Raw genomic sequence first — 17,329 nt, forward strand, 5'->3', positions numbered from 1 at the left:
GGGGTTAATCGGTTCGGGTAGACGAGGCCGCGCCCCTCCCGGCGTTCGCGTGAGGGGCCGTCACCGGATCGTCTCGCGGATCTCGCGGAGTCGCTCCGGCTCGTCGACGCCCGACCGGACGACGACCGCGGAGACCGCGTCGCCGCCGGGGACCGGCGCGTCGCCGCTCAGTATCGCGTCCGAACCAGCTTCCCCGGCGAGCCAGCGCCGCCCGTCGGCGATCGCCTCCCGGTTGAGCCACGGGGGCGGGCCGCCGACCACGAGCAGCGTCCGGTCGGCCCGCCCGTCGGGGACCTCGACCGTGTTCTTCCCGCGGGCCGCCTTCCGGATGACCGTCTCGATGGCCGACACCGCCGCGCTCGTGTCCACCTCCGCCGGCTCCGAGGAGCCGAACAGCCCGAGACCGAAGCGGGACCCGCCCTCGGGGGACTCCACCGCCTGCGTCGCGTGGCCGATCGCCGCGATCTCGCCGTCGCTGCCCACCGCCCGGGCGACGTCGCTCGCGTCGAGCACCTGCTGCGGGGTCTCCGTCCCCTCCGGCGTCTCGCCGGCTCCGAACAGCGCCGCGATCCGCTCGGCGGCGACCCCGTTGAGCCGGTCGCGGGCCCCGCCGAGCGTCTCGCCGGGGCGGAGCCACGCCGCGTTGTCGAACGGGAACACCGCCGCGCAGCGGTCCGACAGCGCGTCGAGGGTCCGCGCCGCGTTGCGCTCGGCCAGCGGGCGGTGCGGCGTCGCCGGCTCAGCCTCGGTCCCCGGCGCGGCGCTCCCGGCCGCCGCGCTCGTCGCCCCCTCGCCGTCCGGTTCCTCGGTCTCGCTCGGGGTCGGGAGGAACCCGAACGCGTAGACTGGGGCGTCGTAGAGCCGCGAGAGCTCCTCGGCGAGCGCGGGCGCAGCGCCCGCGCCGGCCGCGCCGCCGAGCCCGACGACGATCAGGAACGCCTCCGCGAGCGACGGCCGCTGATCGTCCATCTCCCTGCCGAGTTCGCTCGCGTGCGCGTCGCCGAGGCGGCGTCCCGCGTGGAGGTCGCCGCCGAGTCCATCCCCGCCCGCCGCGTCGCCGAAGCGGTACCGGCGCTCCTCGCCGAGCGCGTTGAGCGCCCCCAGCGCGTCCATGTCGGAGTCGAACGCCTTGACGCCCGCGAGGAACGGGTCGTCGTCGTGGTCGGCGGCGAGCCGGTCGGCGATCCGCACCCCGGCCCCGCCGAGGCCGATGACGTGTAGTCGCATACGTCGCCGGTCGGCGAGCGGGGATATATGACTTCGGCTCGCCGCGAGCGAGGGTCGAGAGCGACGAGGATCACTCGCCACGGACCGCGGTGGCGCGCGCCTGCGATCGGTCGCCACCGGCGACCGCGAAGCAGCGCCGCGCGAGGGACGCGGCGACCGAAGGGAGCCGCGAGGCTGGGGAGGCGTGAGGTGCGGGGCGGTCGCGGGGCGGGACTCGAAGGGGCAGCCGCGAGGCGGTCGTAGGCGATGTAAGCACCGCAGGAGCGAACGGAGTGAGCGACGAGGAGCGCAACGAGCGTACGCCCGCCTCGCGGCTGGGGCTTCGGCCGTCTCTGTCACAAAGTTGCTCCCGACAAAAACAGGCACGTACAGCCGAGCGGCTAGGGCTTCGGTCGTCTCAGTCACACCGTCAGTTTCGTCGTAGCAAGCGGCTGGGGCTTCGACCGAGTGTAGCGCCGCGTCTCGAAACCGATCCGGTCAGAACTCGTCGAGCCGTCGCTGCCCGTCCGGGATCTCGGGGCCGGGGTCCGGCTCCACGCCGAGCAGGCGCAACAGCGCGGTGTCCGCGAACGTCAGCGCCAACACGAGGATGATCGGCGCGAGGAACAGGCCGTGGAAGCCGAACACGACCGGCCCGAAGATGTACGCGAGCATGAGCAGGCCGACGTGGGTCGTCTCGCCGCTGAAGTACGGCCGGAGGACGATGTCGGGGATGGTGTCGACGACGACGATCGCGACCGCGAGGAACCCGGCGACGTACGCGAGCAGCGCGACCTCGCCGTCGAGCGCGACCGGGATCGACATCGCCGCCGCGATCGGGACGTAGACGATCTTCATCCCGATCACGGGGATGAGGCTTGCGACCCCCGTGAGCGCGCCGGCCAGCGTCGGGTACGGGATCTCGACCGCCGCCGGCGCGGCCGCGTTGTACCCGAGGTAGGTGACGACCGCGATGATCGAGATGGCGATGACGTTGAGGAGGTTCCCGTACAGCACCGCCTCCAGCTCGTCGTCCGCCGTTTCGAGGTACTCGCGGACGATCGCGTCGTCGTCGAAGGTGAGCAGCCAGTCGTGGAACTTCGAGCCGTCGATGAGCAGGTAGTACGTGACGACGACGGTGATGAGCAGGTTCAGAGCGAGCCCGGAGGCCGTGCTCGCCAACAGCGACGCCTGTTCGGAGACGAGGTCGATGAGGGGGTCGAACTGCCCCGACCGGTACGCTGAGATTAGCTCGTCCATCGTCGGGTTCGACAGCTCCGCGAGGTCACCGATCACCGAGTCCTCCGCGCCGATGGTATCGGCCACCGGGTACTCGTCGATGAACTGCCGCGCTTCGAGAATGAGCAACACCAGCGTGTAGCTCACCAGCCCGATGAGCGGCACGCCGATGACCGACAGCGACACCACCGCGCGGACCCGGGGCGGCAGCCGGAAGCGTTCGATCCGGTGGTAGAAGCGCCGCGTCGAGTAGTAGAGGAAGACGGCGACGGTGAGCGGGGCGACGAACCGGTAGGCCACGAAGCCGGCGACGAGCGCGACCGCGAGGCCGAAGAGGGCGACGACGAACCGCTTTTCCTCCATGGGCCACGGTCGCCAGCGCCCGACATAAACCATGGTGGTCGGTTCGGGGACCGCGGGACCGAGCGCGCCGTCGCGGCGATCCCAAAGCCCCTAACGGCGGGGAGTGAAGGGGGACGCATGAGCGACATTCACCCGGACCAGCGCGTCGCGGTGCTGGCGGACTCGCAGAACCTGTACCACTCGGCACAGAGCGTTTACTCCCGTAAAATCGACTACTCCGGCCTGCTCGAAGGGGCCGTCGCCGACCGGTCGCTCGTCCGCGCCATCGCGTACGTGATCCGCGCCGACTCCCCGGAGGAGGAGAGCTTCTTCGAGGCGCTCCGCGACATCGGCTTCGAGACGAAGATCAAGGAGATCAAGACGTTCGCCGACGGCTCGAAGAAGGCCGACTGGGACCTCGGGATGAGCCTCGACGCCGTCTCCTTGGCGAGCCACGTCGACACCGTCGTCCTCTGTACCGGCGACGGGGACTTCGCGCGGCTCTGCTCGCACCTCCGCCACGAGGGCGTCCGCGTCGAGGCGATGGGGTTCGGCAACTCCGCCGCCGACGAGCTGATCGAGGCTGCCGACGACTTCGTCGACCTCACCGAGGACGAGGAGACGTTCCTGCTGTAACGGAGACGTTCCCGCTGTAGTCGGTCGCGCGCTCGGGGGATTTCGCCCCCCATCGACGCTACCTCCCGTCGACTACTCGTCGCCGAGCAGCGCCGCAACCGCGTCCGCGACCGTCGCCGCGGCCGCCTCCACCTCTCGCACCCGGACGTACTCCCGCTCCGCGTGCGCGACCGCCCCGGAATCGTCCGCGAGGTCGCCGGGACCGAACACGACCGTCGGGGCGGGCGCGAAGTACGACGCCTCAGTGGCCGCGCCGAACGGGCGAGCGTCGCCGCCGCGGTCGGCGGGAAGGCCGACCGCGTCGACCGCGTTCCGCGCCCCGGCGGCGACCGCCTCGACGAGTTCGTGGTCCGGGTCCGTCGCGAACGCCGCCAGGAACGGCGACTCGCGGTCGGTGAGCGCGACGGCGGCGTCGACGCCGTCGCGGTCGCCGGCGGCGTCGGCGAGCGACTCCCGGACCGCCTCCGCGAGCGACGACCGGAACCCCTCGGCGCTCTCCGGTGGGACGCTCCGCCGGTCGACCGTGATCGCACAGTCCGCCGGGACCTGATTCGTCGCCGTTCCCCCCTCGACGACCGTGGGCGTGAGCTTCGGCGGGCCGAGCTGCGGGTGTGCGTCGGCCCCGTCGTCGAACGTCCGGACCGCGGCGAGCGCGTCCTCCGCGGCCGCGACCGCGTTCGCGCCGGCGAACTCCGCGGCGTGCGCGGCGGTCCCCGACAGCTCGACTGTCGCCTGAAACCGCCCCTTCGCGGCGGTACACGCGTCGAGTCCGGTCGGCTCTCCGACTAAGAACAGGTCGCCGTCGAGCCGGTCGTCGGTCCCCGGGAGCCGCCCGGTCAGCGCCGCCGCGCCGAGCGACAGCGCCTCCTCGTCGGGCGTGAGCGCGAGCGTGAGGCGGCCGCGTTCGGGCTCGGCGGCAAGGAATCCGGACAGGAGCGCCGCGAGGGGCCCCTTCGCGTCGCAGGCCCCGCGTCCGCGGATCACGTCCGCCGCGCCCGGTTCGTCCGACGCGTCCGACTCGCTCGGCGCGGCCCCACCGCGCTCGTCGGCGCGCGCCTCTCCCCGCTCGAACGGGACGTGCGGGGCCACCGTGTCGAGGTGCGTGTTCAACACGAGATGCGGACCGGCCTCGGGGGCCGGCGACCGCTTCTCCGCGAGGACGCAGCCGTCCGCGACGACCTCGGGGTCGGCGTCGCGGCGGTCGAGCGTCTCGACGACGAAATCGCGCATCTCCTCGACCGACTCGTGGGAGGGGATCCGAACCGCGTCTTCGAGGAACGAGACCGGGTCAAATTCGGGCCCGATGTCCGAGTCGAAGTCGGAACCGCTCTCCCCGCTCATCGCGGATCGGCCGGGAGCGTCCCCGAGAACTCGTGGGCGACCGGCCCGGTGAGGGTCGCGTGGCCCGCGTCGGGGACGGTGATCTCCAGTTCCCCGCCCGGCGGGCGGCTCACCGCGGCGTCGCCGTCGATCAGCCCGAGCCGGCGGGCGGCCGCGACGACCGCGACCGCGCCGGTGCCACAGGAGCGCGTCTCGCCCTCGACGCCGCGCTCGAAGGTGCGCTGGTCGAGGACCGCGGCCCCGTCGCCGCTCCCGTCGTCGACGACGGCGGCGAGGTTCACGTTCGCGCCCTCCGGGAAGACGTCGGCGCGCCGGACCGGCGGCGCGACCGCGTCGAGGTCGACCGCGCCGATCCCCTCGGGGTCGTCGCGGCCGCCGTCGACGAACGCGACCGCGTGCGGGACGCCGGTGTTGACGGCGGTGACGGTCAGTCCCGCGACCGGTTCGTCGACCAGCGGCTCGTCCGCGAGCGCGCCCTCGCGAGCGACCGGGACGCGGCGCGGGTCGAACGTCGGTTCGCCCATCTCGATGGTGGCCGCGGTTCCGTCGGCGGTCACCGTCGCGCGCCGGGTGCCGGCCTGCGTGTCGATCATGAACTCGCGGTCGCCCGTCCGGTCGTGGGCCCACCGCGCGACGACGCGGGCCCCGTTGCCGCACATCGTCGCGGTCGAGCCGTCCGGCTGGACCAGCGTCATCACGACGCGCGTCGGGTCGAACCGCTCCTCGATGCTGAGGAAGAGGACGCCGTCGGCACCGCGCCGCCCGGCGTCGTCCTCGTCGCCCTCGCTCCCGGTCTCGAAGTCCGCACCGTCGACGCCCGTCTCGCGGTCGCAGTGCGCGCGAGCGAACGCCGCGCGGTCGCCGACGTCCTCGGCGGCCGCGTCGACCACGAGGAAGTCGTTGCCCGTGCCGTGGTACTTCTCGAACGGGACGGCGTGGACGCTCATCGCTCCGCCCCCGGTCCGTCGCGGTCGGTGGTCGCCGGTCCGTCGCGGTCGGTGGTCGCCGGTCCGTCGCGGTCGGTGGCCGCCTCCCGCTCGACGACCGTCAGGTCGCCGAGCGTCTCCCGGCGGCGGGCGGTCGTCGCGGTACCGTCGTCGAGCGCGACCTCCGCCGGCCGCGGTCGTGAGTTGTATTGGCTCGCCATCTCGTATCCGTACGCGCCCGCGACCCCGACCGCGAGGAGGTCCCCCCGGACCGGGTCGGCGAGCGCTCGGTTCCTACAGAGCGCATCGCCGGTCTCACAGATAGGTCCGGCGACCGTGACAGGGGTTGCCTCCCGCTCGGCGGGGGCGGGCGCGGCGGTCCCGTCTCCGCCCTCGCCCCCGTCGCGGTCTCGCCCGCCGCCGAGGTTGCGGATCGGGTGGTACGCGTCGTACATCGCCGGCCGAAGGAGGTCCGTCATCCCGGCGTCGACGCCGACGACCGTCTCGTCGGGGGTCGGCTTCACGGTGTTCACCCGCGTCAGCAGCACGCCGGCGTCGGCGACGACGTAGCGACCCGGCTCGACCGCGAGGTCGACGCCCGCGGGCAGCGGGGCGACCGCCTCGCGCGTCGCCTCGGCGACCGCCGACAGGTCGAGCGGCGGGGCGGCCTCCTCGTAGGGGACCCCGAAGCCGCCGCCGACGTCGACGTACTCCAGATCGATGGGGTCGGCGTCGCGGTCGCTGGGGTCGATCAGGTCCCGCGCCAGCTCGCCCATCCGCGCGACCAGTTCGCGGTGGCTGTCCAGCTGGTCGGGATCGATGCCGGAGCCGGCGTGCGCGTGGATCCCGACCACGTCGAACCGCTCGGCCGCCTCCCGGGCGACCGCCGCGGCGCGGTCGTGCGGGACCCCGAACTTCGCGGCCCCGCCGGTGGTGACCTTCTCGTGGTGGCCCGCGCCGACGCCGGGGTTCACCCGGACGCAGACCCGGCCGTCGTACCCGCGCTCGGCGAGGCGGTCGAGGGTGTCGACCGCGCCGGCGGTGACCGTCAGGTCGGGGTTCGCCTCGGCGACCTCGGCGACGTAGTCGAGGTCGCGGGCGGGCGGGTTGACCGCGGTGTAGTGGAGCCGAGAGCCGTCGAAGCCGGCCGCGAGCGCGCGGTCGACCTCGCCCGCCGAGGCGCACTCCGCGTCGAGTCCGGCGTCGCGGACCGCTTCGAGCACGGCCCGGCCGGTGTGGGCCTTGACCGCGTACCGCACGTCGGCGTCCGGGAACGCCGCGAGCAGGCGCTCGCAGTTCTCGCGGACCCGGTCGAGGTCCTGTACGTAGAGGGGAGTTCCGTGTTCGGTCGCGAGGTCGCGCAGGCGGGCGGCGTCCCAGTCGCTCACGCGCCGGACCGGGGGGTTCTCTCCGACCGGTTCGGTCCCGCTCATTCGCGGAGCGCGTCCTCCCGTCGCGTCGCCTCCAGCGTCTCCTCCTCGACGTGGGTCGCGACGACCGCGGGCTTGTACGCGCCGCCCTCGAAGAGGTCGTGGTCGCCGACGGACGACTCCACCATCCGCGTGAACGCCCGGCGGTCGGCCGGGAGGTGACCGTAGATCACTTCCTCTTCGACGAGGTCGTAGACGGGGATCCGGGGAGTCAGCAGGGTGTTCTCTCCCACGATCGAATTCTCGCCGACGCGGAACCCCGAGGTGACCCGACAGCCCGCGCCCAGCGAGACGCCGTCCTCGATCACGACCGGCGCGTCCTCGACCGGTTCGAGGACCCCGCCGATCAGCGTGTTCGCGCCGAGCTTCACGCTCTCGCCGAGCTGCGCGCAGGAGCCGACCGTGTCACAGGAGTCGACAAGGGTGCCGTCGCCGACGTACGCGCCCATGTTGACGAACGAGGGGCTCATCATGATACAGTCGCTCCCGAGGTACGCGCCGCGCCGGATCGTCGTGCCGTCGGGCGTGTTCCGCGTGCCGCGCTCGCCGAGGTCCGCGGTGTCGCGCAGCGGGAGCACGTCGTGGTAGGTGACGCCGCCGTACTCGCGCGCCTCCGTCTCGCGCAGACCGAAGTTGAGCAGGATGCCCCGCTTGACCCACTCGTTGGCCTCCCACGAGGTCACGTCGTCGCCGGTCTTCTCGGCGGCGCGGACCTCGCCGGCCTCCAGGGCGGCGAGGAACTCGTCGATCACGGCCGCGTCCGCGTCGGTGGCGTCGGCGGCGGTCAGCCCGTCCTGATAGCGGTTCCAGAGGTCGGATACGTCGGCTTCGAGGCTCATTGGATGACGTTTAGATGAGTGATGGTATTTATTCGTCGATGTCCGTATGCGTGTCAGGCATCTCCGTCCGCGTCCAGCACCTCGCCGAACCCGTACCAGCCCGGGTCGCGGCCGGCGAGCCACGCGGCGGCGTCGAGCGCGCCCTCGGCGAACACGCCGCGGTCGCCGGCGCGGTGGGTCAGTTCGAGCGTCTCGCGGTTCCCGGCCAGCAGGACCTCGTGTTCGCCGGTCACGTCGCCCGCGCGCCGGGCGTGGACGCCGACCTCGCCCGGACTCCGGGGGGCGTCGCCCTCGCGGCCGTGGACGCGCTCGTCGAGGTCCCCGCGCACGTCCTCCACGTCGCCGAGGATCGATTTCGCGGTGCCGGAGGGGGCGTCCCGCTTCCCGTTGTGGTGGGTCTCCGTCAGCTCCACGTCGTAGCCGGGCAGCGCCGCGGCCGCCTCCCGGACCGCCCGGCGGAGCGCGGCCACGCCGCGGGCGAAGTTCGACGCCTTGAGCACCGGGACCGCGTCGCTCGCGGCCCGCAGCGAGTCGAGCTGCGCGTCGGCGAAGCCGGTCGTCCCCGTCACGAGCGGGACGCCCGCGTCGGCGCAGGCCTCGGCGTACGCGACCGCCGAGGCCGGGCCGGTGAAGTCGACGAGGACATCCGGCTCCTCGCTGGCGAGCAGGTCGTCGAGGTCGTCGGCGGGCTCGACCGCGACCCCCGCGACCGGGTCGACCGGGCTGCGGTTGACCGCGAACGCGACCGCGACGCCCTCGCGGTCGGCGGCGGCGGAGAGCACCTCGCGGCCCATGCGGCCGCCCGCGCCGGTGACGGCGACGGAGAGGGGGTCGGCGCTCATTCGGCACCCCGCGTCGCGGCCGTCAGGCGCTCCCGGTCGACGGACCCGGGCGCGCTCGCGTCGTACGCGGCCAGCAGTTCGCGGAGCGACTCGCGTCGGCCCTCGGAGAGCCGAGAGAGCGGCGGGCGGACGTGCGGACCGCCGCGCCCGCGGAGGTACATCGCCTCCTTCACCGGGATCGGGTTCGTCTCGGCGAACAGCTCGCGGACGAGCGGCGACAGCTCGTGGTGGAGCGCCCGCGCGCGGTCGTAGTCGCCCGAGAGCGCCGCCCCGACCATCGCGCAGGTGCGCTCCGGCTCGACGTTGGCGACGACGCTTATCGTGCCCGCACCGCCGACGGAGAGGACCGGCAGCGTGAGCCCGTCGTCGCCCGACAGCACCGCGAACGCCTCGTCGCGGGTGCGCTCGATCACCTCGCTGATGAGGTTCAGGTCGCCGGAAGCCGCCTTGTACCCCCGGATATTCGGATGTCCGGCCAGCTCGACGGTGACGTCGACCGGGATCGACTGGCCCGTGCGGCTCGGGACGTTGTACACGATCTGCGGGAGGTCGACCGCGTCGGCGATCGTCCGGTAGTGTTCGAGGAAGCCGGCCGGCTCGGGCTTGTTGTAGTACGGCGAGATGAGGAGGAGCCCGTCAGCGCCCGCGTCGGCCGCGCGCTCGGACAGCGAGAGCGCCTCGGCGGTGTTGTTCGAGCCGGTCCCGGCGATCACGGGGATGTCGTCGACGGCGTCGCGGACCGTCTCGATCACCGCGACGTGTTCGTCGTGGGTCATCGTCGCCGACTCGCCGGTCGAGCCGACGGGGACGACCCCGTCGACGCCGGCGCGTTCGAGGTAGCGGGCGTTCTCCGCGAGCTGTTCGTGGTCGACCGCGTTCCCGTCGGTGAACGGGGTCGTCATCGCCGGGTAGACGCCCTCGAAGGGCGGGTCCGTCGGGTCGCTGTTCGTCTCGTCCTGCGTCGCGTAGGGTGTCGTGGTGGTCGTGTCTGTCATGGGTGCTGCCGCGAGTCCGGGTCGGTGAGCGGACCTGTGCGCGCGCCGAGGGTCGTCCGGGACGGGGTCGCCACTCCCGCCGGCGGACGGCTCACGCGCGTTTTTTCGAGAAGAGCCGCGTCGCTGGTGGCGTCGGCGAGCCGGGCGCGAACGCGGGTCGAGACACACCGACCTATCGAACGGTCTCGCGCTTATAGGTTGTGTCTCGGGTCGAAACTGCCGCGGCGGTCGCGGAGTCGCATCGCCGGACCCACCCGTTCAGGCACCGAGCAAGTCTCCGGTTCAGGCCCCGAGTAGGTCCGCCAGCTCGTGGAGCGTCTCCACGGTCGCGTCCGGGTCGCCGGCGAACGGCTCCCACGGCGTCGACTTCCGGTCGACCCACGCGGCCTGCATCCCGGCGTGGCGCGCGCCCAGCACGTCGAACCAGCCGGCGGTGGCGTGGACTACCTCGTCGATGGGGGTGCCAGTTCGGGCCGCGCCGTGGCGGTACAGCCCGGCGGCGGGCTTGAACGTCTCCACCTCGTCGGCGCTGATCGCGTCTTCGATCAGGTCGCCGATGTCGGCGTGCTCGACCATCGACGCCAGCATCTCCGGGTCGCCGTTCGAGAGGACGTAGCAGTCGTAGCCGGCGTCGCGCAGCCGACCGATGGCGTCGCGCACGTCGTCGAACACCTCCAGCTCGTGGTACACCGCGAGGATCTCGTCGCGCTCCGCGTCGGGGAGGTCGACGCCGTGCGCCGCCAGCGCGTACGTCAGCGCGTCCCGGTTCATCTCGTAGAACGGCTGGTAGGCGTCGACCGCGTTCGCGACGAACGTGTACGCCAGCGACCGCGACCGCCACAGCCGCGACACCGGTTCGGGGTCGGCGACGCGGTCCGCGAGCGCCGCCTCGGCGGCGTCCACGTCCACGAGCGTGCTGTACGAGTCGAACGTCACCGTCGAGACCCGGTCGGCGTCGAGCGCCATGCGCGGACCCACAGTCGGCGGCGGGATAAGCGGCCGGGGCACCGGCGACGCCTCGGACCCCCGCGTCGCCGGCCCGCGGCTCGCACATTTATCCCCGCCGGGCAACTCTGGGGGACGCATGAGCGACCCTGCCGACGACGTCCCCGATCCGACCGCGGACGACGCCCCCGATCCGACCGACGACGACGCGTCGGCCGCCCGCGAGGACATCGACGCGGACGCCGACGCCGACCGCCACGAGTACGACCCGGACGCCGACCACGCGTTCCCGGACGACCGGCTCAACGAGGTCCTCGCCCGGATCGAGACCGACGAGGAGATCGTCGCCTACCTGGAGGCGCAGAACGTCAACCCGGTCGCCCGGAAGGGGTACAACGACCACGGCGCGAAACACGTCGAGATCGTCCGCGACCGCGCGCTCCGCCTCTACGACCTGCTCAAGTCCGGCGGCGTCGAGTTCAACGGCGCGCGCCAGCAGGGGTTGGCCGAGGCGGACGAGCCGGTGATCGTCGCGCTGGCGGCGACGCTCCACGACATCGGCCACGTCGTCCACCGCCACGACCACCCGTACTACTCGATCCCGCTGGCGGCGGACCTGCTCGACGATCTGCTCCCCTCGTTCTACGACGTGCCCGATCGAGTGCGCGTGAAGGCCGAGGTGCTCCACGCGATCTTGTGCCACCACACCGAGGAGAAGCCGCTCACGCTGGAGGCCGGCGTCGTGCGGATCGCGGACGGGCTGGACATGGAGCGCGGCCGCTCGCGGGTCCCCTACGAGGAGGGGGGCCGCGGGATCAACACGGTCTCCTCGCAGGCGATCGAGCGCGTCTCGCTCCGCGAGGGGGACGAGACGCCGGTTCAGGTCGTGATACGCATGAACAACGCGGCCGGCGTCTATCAGGTCGACTCGCTGTTGAAGGCGAAGATCGAGGGGTCGCTGCTCGAAGACCGGATCCGGACCGTCGCGATCAACACGCACAGCGACGGGGTCGACGGTAACGGGACCATCGTCGACCGGATCGAGCTCTGAGCACTCGCCCGCCGAGAGGGTCGGGGGGCGACTCAGGGGCCGCGGAGCGTCTCGCCCGCGCCGTTCCGATGATCGGCCTCGTCGGCGACGGCCGTCGCGGCGACCGTCGTCGTCCGCGCGAGGCGGTCGGGAGTGAGGCCGCCGCACAGCTGGCTCCCCTCCGCGGTGCCGCCCCCGAGCAGGGGCGCGGCGTCGAACCCGTTCGACCGCGCGCCCGACGCCGCGATCCCGGGCTGGTTGACCACGAGACGGCCGGGGGCGAGCCGCTCCGCGACGCGGCGGGCGCGGCGCTGTTGGGTGGTGTGGACCGCCGCCGCGTGGGGCTCGCCGATCTCGGCCGCGAGCGCGGTCGCGGCGTCGAACCCGTCGCGACCGTGGAGGGCGACCGCCGGGATCCCGGGCAGCGTCGCGAGCGGGTCGTCGGCACCCTCCGGCTCGACGACGAGGAACGCCGCCCGCCGGGCCGCGCTCGGGAGGTCGAGCGCGGCCGCCAGCCAGCGCGGCGAGTTCCCGCGCGGGTCCGACTCGGCGTCGACGCCGGTGGCGTCGTCCCCGCCTTCGCTCGGCCCGTCGAGCAGCGCCCGGAGGCGGTCGCGGTCGGCGGCGTCGAGGACGTACCCGCCCTCGTCTTCGAGCGCGGAACGGAGCGGGCCCACCGCCGGAGACACCGTGACGACCGCGGCGTCGCCCGCGGGGTGCGCGCCGAAGTCGTACGTCGCCCCGACTGCCACCCGCGTCGCCACGGCCTCGGCCGGGACCGACCCGTCGGCGACGGCGACGACCCCGTCCGCGCCGGCCGCGACGTTCGGCGTCCCGCAGCGCTGTCCCGCGGCGATCGTCGCCTCGGAGCCGGCGGCGACCGCGAAGTCCGCGCGCTCGAACAGCGCGTCCGTCGCCGGCTTCGAGGCCGGCGCGGGCAGCATCGACACCGCGCCGGTCGGCGCGCCGGCCTCGGCGAGCGCTCGGCGGACAGTCTCGACGACGACGTCGCAGGTCTCCACGGTCGACGGCGAGGGCGCGAAGACGACCGCGTTCCGCGCCGCTAGCCCGTACAGGGAGAGGACGGCGGGCACCACGACCGGGTGCGTCGCCGGGACCGACGCGCCGACGACGCCGAGCGGCCCGGCGACGGTCACCGTGCCCGCCGCGCCGTCGCGGTCGACCACCCCCGCGGTCGGCGCGCCCCTGAGCGACCGGCGCGCGGCGTCGAGCGCGCTCGCGATCTTCTCGGCCTTCGTCCCCGGATGCCCTCGCCCCGTCTCGTTGGCCGCCGACCGCGCGAGCCGACTGACCGTCTCCCCGTCCGCCAGCCGCTCGCCGACCGCCCGGACGAGTCCGTCGACGTCGTCGGGGTCCCACGCGGCCAGGTCGTCCGCCGCCGCCCGCGCCGCCGCGACGGCCCGCTCCGTGCGAGCCGTCGGGTTCTGGGCAGGCGCTGCGGATCGCTCGGCGGCGGCGGACGCCGAGGCGTCGCCGTCCCCCCCGGAGCGCTCGCCGTTCGAGCCGACGCCGTCGGCGGGTCCCGGGCGATCGGGGGCGTCCGTCCCGTCGCGCTCGTTCGTCGCTCCCGTCGCGTCGCCGTCCTCCGTGCGGTTCCCGGTCATGCCTCCGACTGCGACGCGATCCGCCTTATTCTCACCCCGTGAAACAGTGGGTCACCCCGTGCGAGGAGCCGTCAACGAGGAAACAGTTATATCGGTGGATGCGGTGCGAGCGGACGTATGACAGAGCCGTCGGAACTCGTGGGCGTCGTGGAGCGCCGCCTCGACTTCCTCGAACGGCTCGCGGCGGAGCCGCTGCGGAAACACGAACTCGTCGACGCGCTGGGCCACTCCCGGTCGACGGTGAACCGCGCGGTGGACGAACTGGAGGCGGCGGGGCTCGTCGCCGGCGAGACGGACGGCTACCGGACGACGCTGCCCGGCCGACTGCTGGCGGACGAGTATCGGGGGTTCCTCACGGTCGCCGACGACCTCGCGGCCGCGGGCGACGTGCTCGACCCGCTCGGCGCGGACGCGGGCGTCTCCCCCGCGATCCTCCGGGACGCGGAGACGTACCGGGCCGCGGCCCCGGACCCGTACCGACCGCTGGAGGTCCTCGACGACGCCCTCGCCGACGCCGACGCGGTCGCCGCCGCCCTCCCGGCGTTCCCCTACCCCCGGATCGCGGAGCGGCTCCGTCGGACCGCGGTCGGCGGCGGGACCGTCGACCTCGCGCTGGCGGAGCGGGCGTACCGGCACGCGGCCGACCGGTTCCCGGACGACCTCGGCGCGGTCGCGCGCCGCGGGGGGTGTCGGATCGCGTCGGTCGACGCCTTCGACGTCGGGCTGGTCGCGGCCGACGGCGTCGCGCTCCTCCTCGTCTTCGACGGCGACGGCACGCTTCACGGCGCGGCGTCGTCGACGGACCCGGAGGCGCTCGCGTGGGCGGAGACGAGGGTGCGCGACCTGATCGGCCGGGGGCGGGACGGCGGCGAGGCGCTCGTGGCGATGGACCGCGGCGCAGCGCCCGCGACCGACGACAGGTCGGCGGCGGGTGACCCCGCCGAGTCCGACGCCCCGGGAGGCGACGCCCCAGAGGCCTCGACGGGCGGAAACGGCGACGGCGGCGCGCTCTTCGGTCCGGCGGACCCGGGCGAGCGGGGGCGGGACGCGCTCTCGGCGCAGGGGTTCCACGCGGTCGACGAGGATCGCCTCGCCGGGGACCCGGACCCGCGCGGGCCGCTCCGCGCGACGGCGTCGTTCCCGGAGGTCGACGCGGGGCACGTCCTCAACAGGACCGCGGCCCGCGACGGCGGGCGGCGCTCGATCGCCGGACTGCTCGTCGACGGCCTCGCCGAGGGGACCGACCACGCGCTCGTCGGGCCGCCGGGGAGCGGGAAGAGCACCGTCTGCCGGAGCGTCGCGGTCGAGTGGTACCGGTCGGGCCGCGGCCCGGTGACGTACCGCGCGAGCGGCGGCGGCGAGGCGTTCACCGCGACGGAGCGACTGCGGGAGCGCGTCGCCGGCGGCGACGGCCACCACCTGGTCGTCGTCGAGGACGCCGTGGATCCGGGGGCCGCGGAGGCGGTCGGGGTCGCTCGCGAACTGGCCGACCGCGACGACGTCTCCTTCCTGTTCGACGCCCGCGAGGAGCCGTACGACGACCCCGACGGCCTCCCGCTCTCGCCCGCGGACCTCCGCTACCGGCGGCGGATCGAGACCGTTCGGGTCCCGCGGCTCGACGAGCGCGAGGTCGAGCGGTTCGTCCGCCACGTCGCCGAGCGCACCGGGTCCGCCCCGGCGGCCGACCCGGGATCGCTGCTCGCCGACGTGCGCCGCGCCGACGACGAGCGCGTCGGCGAACTGCTGTGTCTCGTCCACCGCCTCGTCCGCGCGGCCGACGGCGAGACGGGGACCGGCGTCGAGGGAGGTGTGCGGGACGCCGCCGACGGCGCGACGCGCGACGGCGCGGACGGACCGGCGCAGAACTCCCCCGACGAGGACGACGCGGGACCGACCTCCGGGCTGGAGACCGCGGTCGCGGAGGCGGTCCGCGAGGTCGAGAGCCGCCCCCCGCCGACCGCGGACGTGGCGGTGCTGGTGAACCTCCTCAACGTCGCCGGCGTGAGCGACGTTCGGACGCTGGCGTACGCGCTCGTCGACTGCCCGGAGCGAGGCGTCTCGCGCGAGGACGGCGGCGGTCCGTCGCCGACGGTCGAGGGGGTCCGCCGGGCGCTCGACAGGCTCACCGGAACGGCCCTCGTGGGGTCCGGCGACGGGGGGTACCGCACCGTCCACGACGAGTGGTCGGTGCTGTTCTTAGAGCGGCTGGTGGAGCGGGAGCCGGAGCCGGTCGCCGCGCGGCGGGTCGGACGGACCGTCTCGCGGGTCCTCGCGCTCGCCGACGACCCGGCGCGTCGCGCCCGGGTCCGGCGGGCGGTCGGAGGCGACGCGCCGACGGTGGATCGGATCGGACGCGACCCGGGCGCGTGGGCGGCGGAGACGGTCCGAGCGGTGTACGGCGTCGGCCGGCGCTACCCGCGGCTCGCGGCGCTGTACGGCCGCGTCCGCTACGCGTGGATCGACCTGCCGGACGCGTGCCCGGACGACCTGCGCGACCGCCCGCCGGAGTGGGTGTCGCGGATGTACGTCGACGCCGGCGACCTCGACGGCGCGACCGAGGCGCTCGACGCGTGGCGACCGGTCGACGACGCGGGGGAGGCGGAGCGCCAGCGCGAGTACGGCAACGTGGCGCGCCGCCGCGGCGAGTACGACGCGGCGCGGGAGCGGTTCGAACGGGCAGAGGAGCTGTTCGCGGCCGCCGGCGACCGAGAGGGACTCGCGGCGGCCGTCAGGGGACGGGCGCAGGCGGCGCACTTCGACGGCGACTACGAGACCGCCTACGAGGCGGCGTCGCGGGCGTACGCCATCGCCGCCGAGGCGGAAGACCCTATCGGGATGGCGAAGGCGCTGATGGACGCCGGCAACGCGCTCGACGCGCTCGACGGGACGGACGCGGTCCTCGACCACTACCGCGTCGCCGGCGACCTGTTCCGGGCGCACGACGCCACCCACGGCGAGGCGAACGTCCGGACGAACCTCGCGGTCGCGCTGCGGCGGCGCGGCGACCTCGACGCCGCGAAGCGAACGGCGAGCCGCGCGCTCGACGGCTACCGGACGGTCGGCGACAGACACCGCGAGGCCATCTGCCTTTTGAACCTCGCGGCGGTCGCCGAGCAGCGCGGCGCGGTCGGCGAGGCGGTCGCCCACGCGTCGGAGGCCCGCGCGGTCGCCGAGGAAGTCGGGTCGGAGATGTACGAGGCGTTCGCGCTGAGCCACCTCGGCAGCGCGGCGTACGTCGGCGGCGACCTCGACCGGGCGGAGCGGTTCCTGACGGACGCGCTCGACCGCCTCGACGCGCTCGACGCCGACGCGCGGTGCGCGATGGTGACCGCGATGCTCGTGGAGGTCGCGGTCGACCGCGGCGACCTCTCGGCGGCCGAGCGCCGGCTGGAACGGACCGCGTCGCTGCTCGACGACCACGCCGGCCACAAGCGACTCGCCGAGACGGACCGGGTCCGCGGACGGCTGGCGCTCGCCCGCGGCGACCCCGACGCCGCGACGGCGGCGCTGCGGTCCGCGGTCGACGCCGCGAGGGAGGGGGGGTTCACGCAGGTCGAGGCCGAGGCGCTCGCGTCGCTCGGAGCAGCGGCCGCCGCGCGCGGCGACGCCGACGCGGCCGCCGACCGGCTGACCGCGGCCCTCGACCTCGGTCGGCGGGTCGAGGGCGCGGTCGCCGTCGTTACCGCGGCCGACCGGCTCGCGGAGTTGCTGACCGGTGAGTCCGACGAATCGGCCGGAGTCGACCCCGAGGCGCTGGGCGAGGCGCTCCGAGCGTCGCCGCCCAACGCGGTTTCCGCGGAATCAGCCGCTGATCCGGCCGCGTACCAGGAGATCGCCGACCGCTGGCGCGTCGACGGCGGGGTCGAGGCGAGGTATCCCGCGCTCGGCTGACGCGCCGGCGCAGCCCCCGCCGCCGGGCGGTGTCGCAACCGC

General features: G+C 74.4%; 13 protein-coding genes. 3 read left to right on the forward strand and 10 right to left on the reverse strand.

Annotated elements, in window-relative coordinates; genetic code table 11:
* Positions 1-60: 60 nt before the first annotated feature.
* Positions 61-1,227 (reverse strand): FtsZ/tubulin family protein, encoded by a 1,167-nt coding sequence (locus tag NAF06_RS01855; protein WP_008581604.1) that lies wholly within the window; start codon positions 1,225-1,227, stop codon positions 61-63.
* Positions 1,228-1,704: 477 nt separating this feature from the next.
* Positions 1,705-2,808, reverse strand: a complete 1,104-nt coding sequence (locus NAF06_RS01860) for an AI-2E family transporter (RefSeq protein ID WP_008581605.1) — start codon at positions 2,806-2,808, stop codon at positions 1,705-1,707.
* Between the two features lie 117 nt (positions 2,809-2,925).
* Here NAF06_RS01860 and NAF06_RS01865 point away from each other — a divergent pair, with 117 nt between their 5' ends.
* The gene (locus NAF06_RS01865) at positions 2,926-3,423 is read left to right on the forward strand and encodes a LabA-like NYN domain-containing protein (protein ID WP_008581606.1); all 498 of its coding nucleotides are present in this window, start codon (positions 2,926-2,928) and stop codon (positions 3,421-3,423) included.
* Between the two features lie 72 nt (positions 3,424-3,495).
* Here the strand turns inward: NAF06_RS01865 and NAF06_RS01870 are convergent, their stop codons facing one another.
* From NAF06_RS01870 to NAF06_RS01900, 7 genes are all read right to left on the reverse strand, one after another.
* The gene (locus NAF06_RS01870) at positions 3,496-4,764 is read right to left on the reverse strand and encodes a M20/M25/M40 family metallo-hydrolase (protein ID WP_008581607.1); all 1,269 of its coding nucleotides are present in this window, start codon (positions 4,762-4,764) and stop codon (positions 3,496-3,498) included.
* Entirely contained in the window at positions 4,761-5,711 is a 951-nt protein-coding gene (gene dapF / locus NAF06_RS01875) for a diaminopimelate epimerase (protein WP_008581608.1), read from the reverse strand. The genes NAF06_RS01870 and dapF overlap by 4 nt, the downstream gene beginning before the upstream one ends.
* The gene (gene lysA / locus NAF06_RS01880; protein WP_251106174.1) at positions 5,708-7,123 is read right to left on the reverse strand and encodes a diaminopimelate decarboxylase; all 1,416 of its coding nucleotides are present in this window, start codon (positions 7,121-7,123) and stop codon (positions 5,708-5,710) included. The genes dapF and lysA overlap by 4 nt, the downstream gene beginning before the upstream one ends.
* On the reverse strand, positions 7,120-7,959 hold the full coding sequence (locus NAF06_RS01885) for a 2,3,4,5-tetrahydropyridine-2,6-dicarboxylate N-succinyltransferase (RefSeq protein ID WP_008581610.1): 840 nt from the start codon (positions 7,957-7,959) through the stop codon (positions 7,120-7,122). Before NAF06_RS01885 ends, lysA begins: the two co-directional genes overlap by 4 nt.
* Before the next feature lie 53 nt (positions 7,960-8,012).
* Positions 8,013-8,801: a 4-hydroxy-tetrahydrodipicolinate reductase gene (gene dapB, locus NAF06_RS01890; protein WP_008581611.1), complete on the reverse strand. Its 789-nt coding sequence runs from the start codon at positions 8,799-8,801 to the stop codon at positions 8,013-8,015.
* Positions 8,798-9,796: a 4-hydroxy-tetrahydrodipicolinate synthase gene (gene dapA / locus NAF06_RS01895; protein ID WP_008581612.1), complete on the reverse strand. Its 999-nt coding sequence runs from the start codon at positions 9,794-9,796 to the stop codon at positions 8,798-8,800. Before dapA ends, dapB begins: the two co-directional genes overlap by 4 nt.
* 282 nt (positions 9,797-10,078) lie before the next feature.
* Positions 10,079-10,762 carry a haloacid dehalogenase type II gene (locus tag NAF06_RS01900; RefSeq protein ID WP_008581613.1) on the reverse strand — a complete coding sequence of 228 codons (684 nt, stop codon included), beginning with the start codon at positions 10,760-10,762 and terminating at the stop codon, positions 10,079-10,081.
* Positions 10,763-10,880: 118 nt separating this feature from the next.
* On the opposite strand from NAF06_RS01900, the gene NAF06_RS01905 reads away from it, so the two are divergent.
* On the forward strand, positions 10,881-11,792 hold the full coding sequence (locus NAF06_RS01905; RefSeq protein ID WP_008581614.1) for an HD domain-containing protein: 912 nt from the start codon (positions 10,881-10,883) through the stop codon (positions 11,790-11,792).
* A gap of 32 nt (positions 11,793-11,824) precedes the next feature.
* On the opposite strand, the gene NAF06_RS01910 is transcribed toward NAF06_RS01905, so the two are convergent.
* Positions 11,825-13,396 (reverse strand): aldehyde dehydrogenase family protein, encoded by a 1,572-nt coding sequence (locus tag NAF06_RS01910; RefSeq protein WP_008581615.1) that lies wholly within the window; start codon positions 13,394-13,396, stop codon positions 11,825-11,827.
* A gap of 117 nt (positions 13,397-13,513) precedes the next feature.
* Here NAF06_RS01910 and NAF06_RS01915 point away from each other — a divergent pair, with 117 nt between their 5' ends.
* A complete protein-coding gene (locus NAF06_RS01915) occupies positions 13,514-17,287 on the forward strand; it encodes a tetratricopeptide repeat protein (protein WP_008581616.1) in 3,774 nt (1,257 codons plus the stop codon).
* Positions 17,288-17,329 lie beyond the last annotated feature (42 nt).

Origin of the sequence: Halorubrum hochsteinianum (assembly GCF_023702125.1) — an archaeon.
GTDB classification, from domain to species: Archaea; Halobacteriota; Halobacteria; order Halobacteriales; family Haloferacaceae; genus Halorubrum; species Halorubrum hochsteinianum.

Bases quoted from the DNA above. Each gene is read 5' to 3' on its own strand.
- NAF06_RS01905 (WP_008581614.1), top strand. From the start codon at position 10,881: ATGAGCGACCCTGCCGACGACGTCCCCGATCCGACCGCGGACGACGCC.
- NAF06_RS01910 (WP_008581615.1), bottom strand. From the start codon at position 13,396: ATGACCGGGAACCGCACGGAGGACGGCGACGCGACGGGAGCGACGAAC.
- lysA (WP_251106174.1), bottom strand. From the start codon at position 7,123: ATGAGCGGGACCGAACCGGTCGGAGAGAACCCCCCGGTCCGGCGCGTG.
- NAF06_RS01885 (WP_008581610.1), bottom strand. From the start codon at position 7,959: ATGAGCCTCGAAGCCGACGTATCCGACCTCTGGAACCGCTATCAGGAC.
- NAF06_RS01900 (WP_008581613.1), bottom strand. From the start codon at position 10,762: ATGGCGCTCGACGCCGACCGGGTCTCGACGGTGACGTTCGACTCGTAC.
- NAF06_RS01860 (WP_008581605.1), bottom strand. From the start codon at position 2,808: ATGGAGGAAAAGCGGTTCGTCGTCGCCCTCTTCGGCCTCGCGGTCGCG.
- NAF06_RS01865 (WP_008581606.1), top strand. From the start codon at position 2,926: ATGAGCGACATTCACCCGGACCAGCGCGTCGCGGTGCTGGCGGACTCG.
- NAF06_RS01915 (WP_008581616.1), top strand. From the start codon at position 13,514: ATGACAGAGCCGTCGGAACTCGTGGGCGTCGTGGAGCGCCGCCTCGAC.
- dapB (WP_008581611.1), bottom strand. From the start codon at position 8,801: ATGAGCGCCGACCCCCTCTCCGTCGCCGTCACCGGCGCGGGCGGCCGC.
- dapF (WP_008581608.1), bottom strand. From the start codon at position 5,711: ATGAGCGTCCACGCCGTCCCGTTCGAGAAGTACCACGGCACGGGCAAC.
- dapA (WP_008581612.1), bottom strand. From the start codon at position 9,796: ATGACAGACACGACCACCACGACACCCTACGCGACGCAGGACGAGACG.
- NAF06_RS01870 (WP_008581607.1), bottom strand. From the start codon at position 4,764: ATGAGCGGGGAGAGCGGTTCCGACTTCGACTCGGACATCGGGCCCGAA.
- NAF06_RS01855 (WP_008581604.1), bottom strand. From the start codon at position 1,227: ATGCGACTACACGTCATCGGCCTCGGCGGGGCCGGGGTGCGGATCGCC.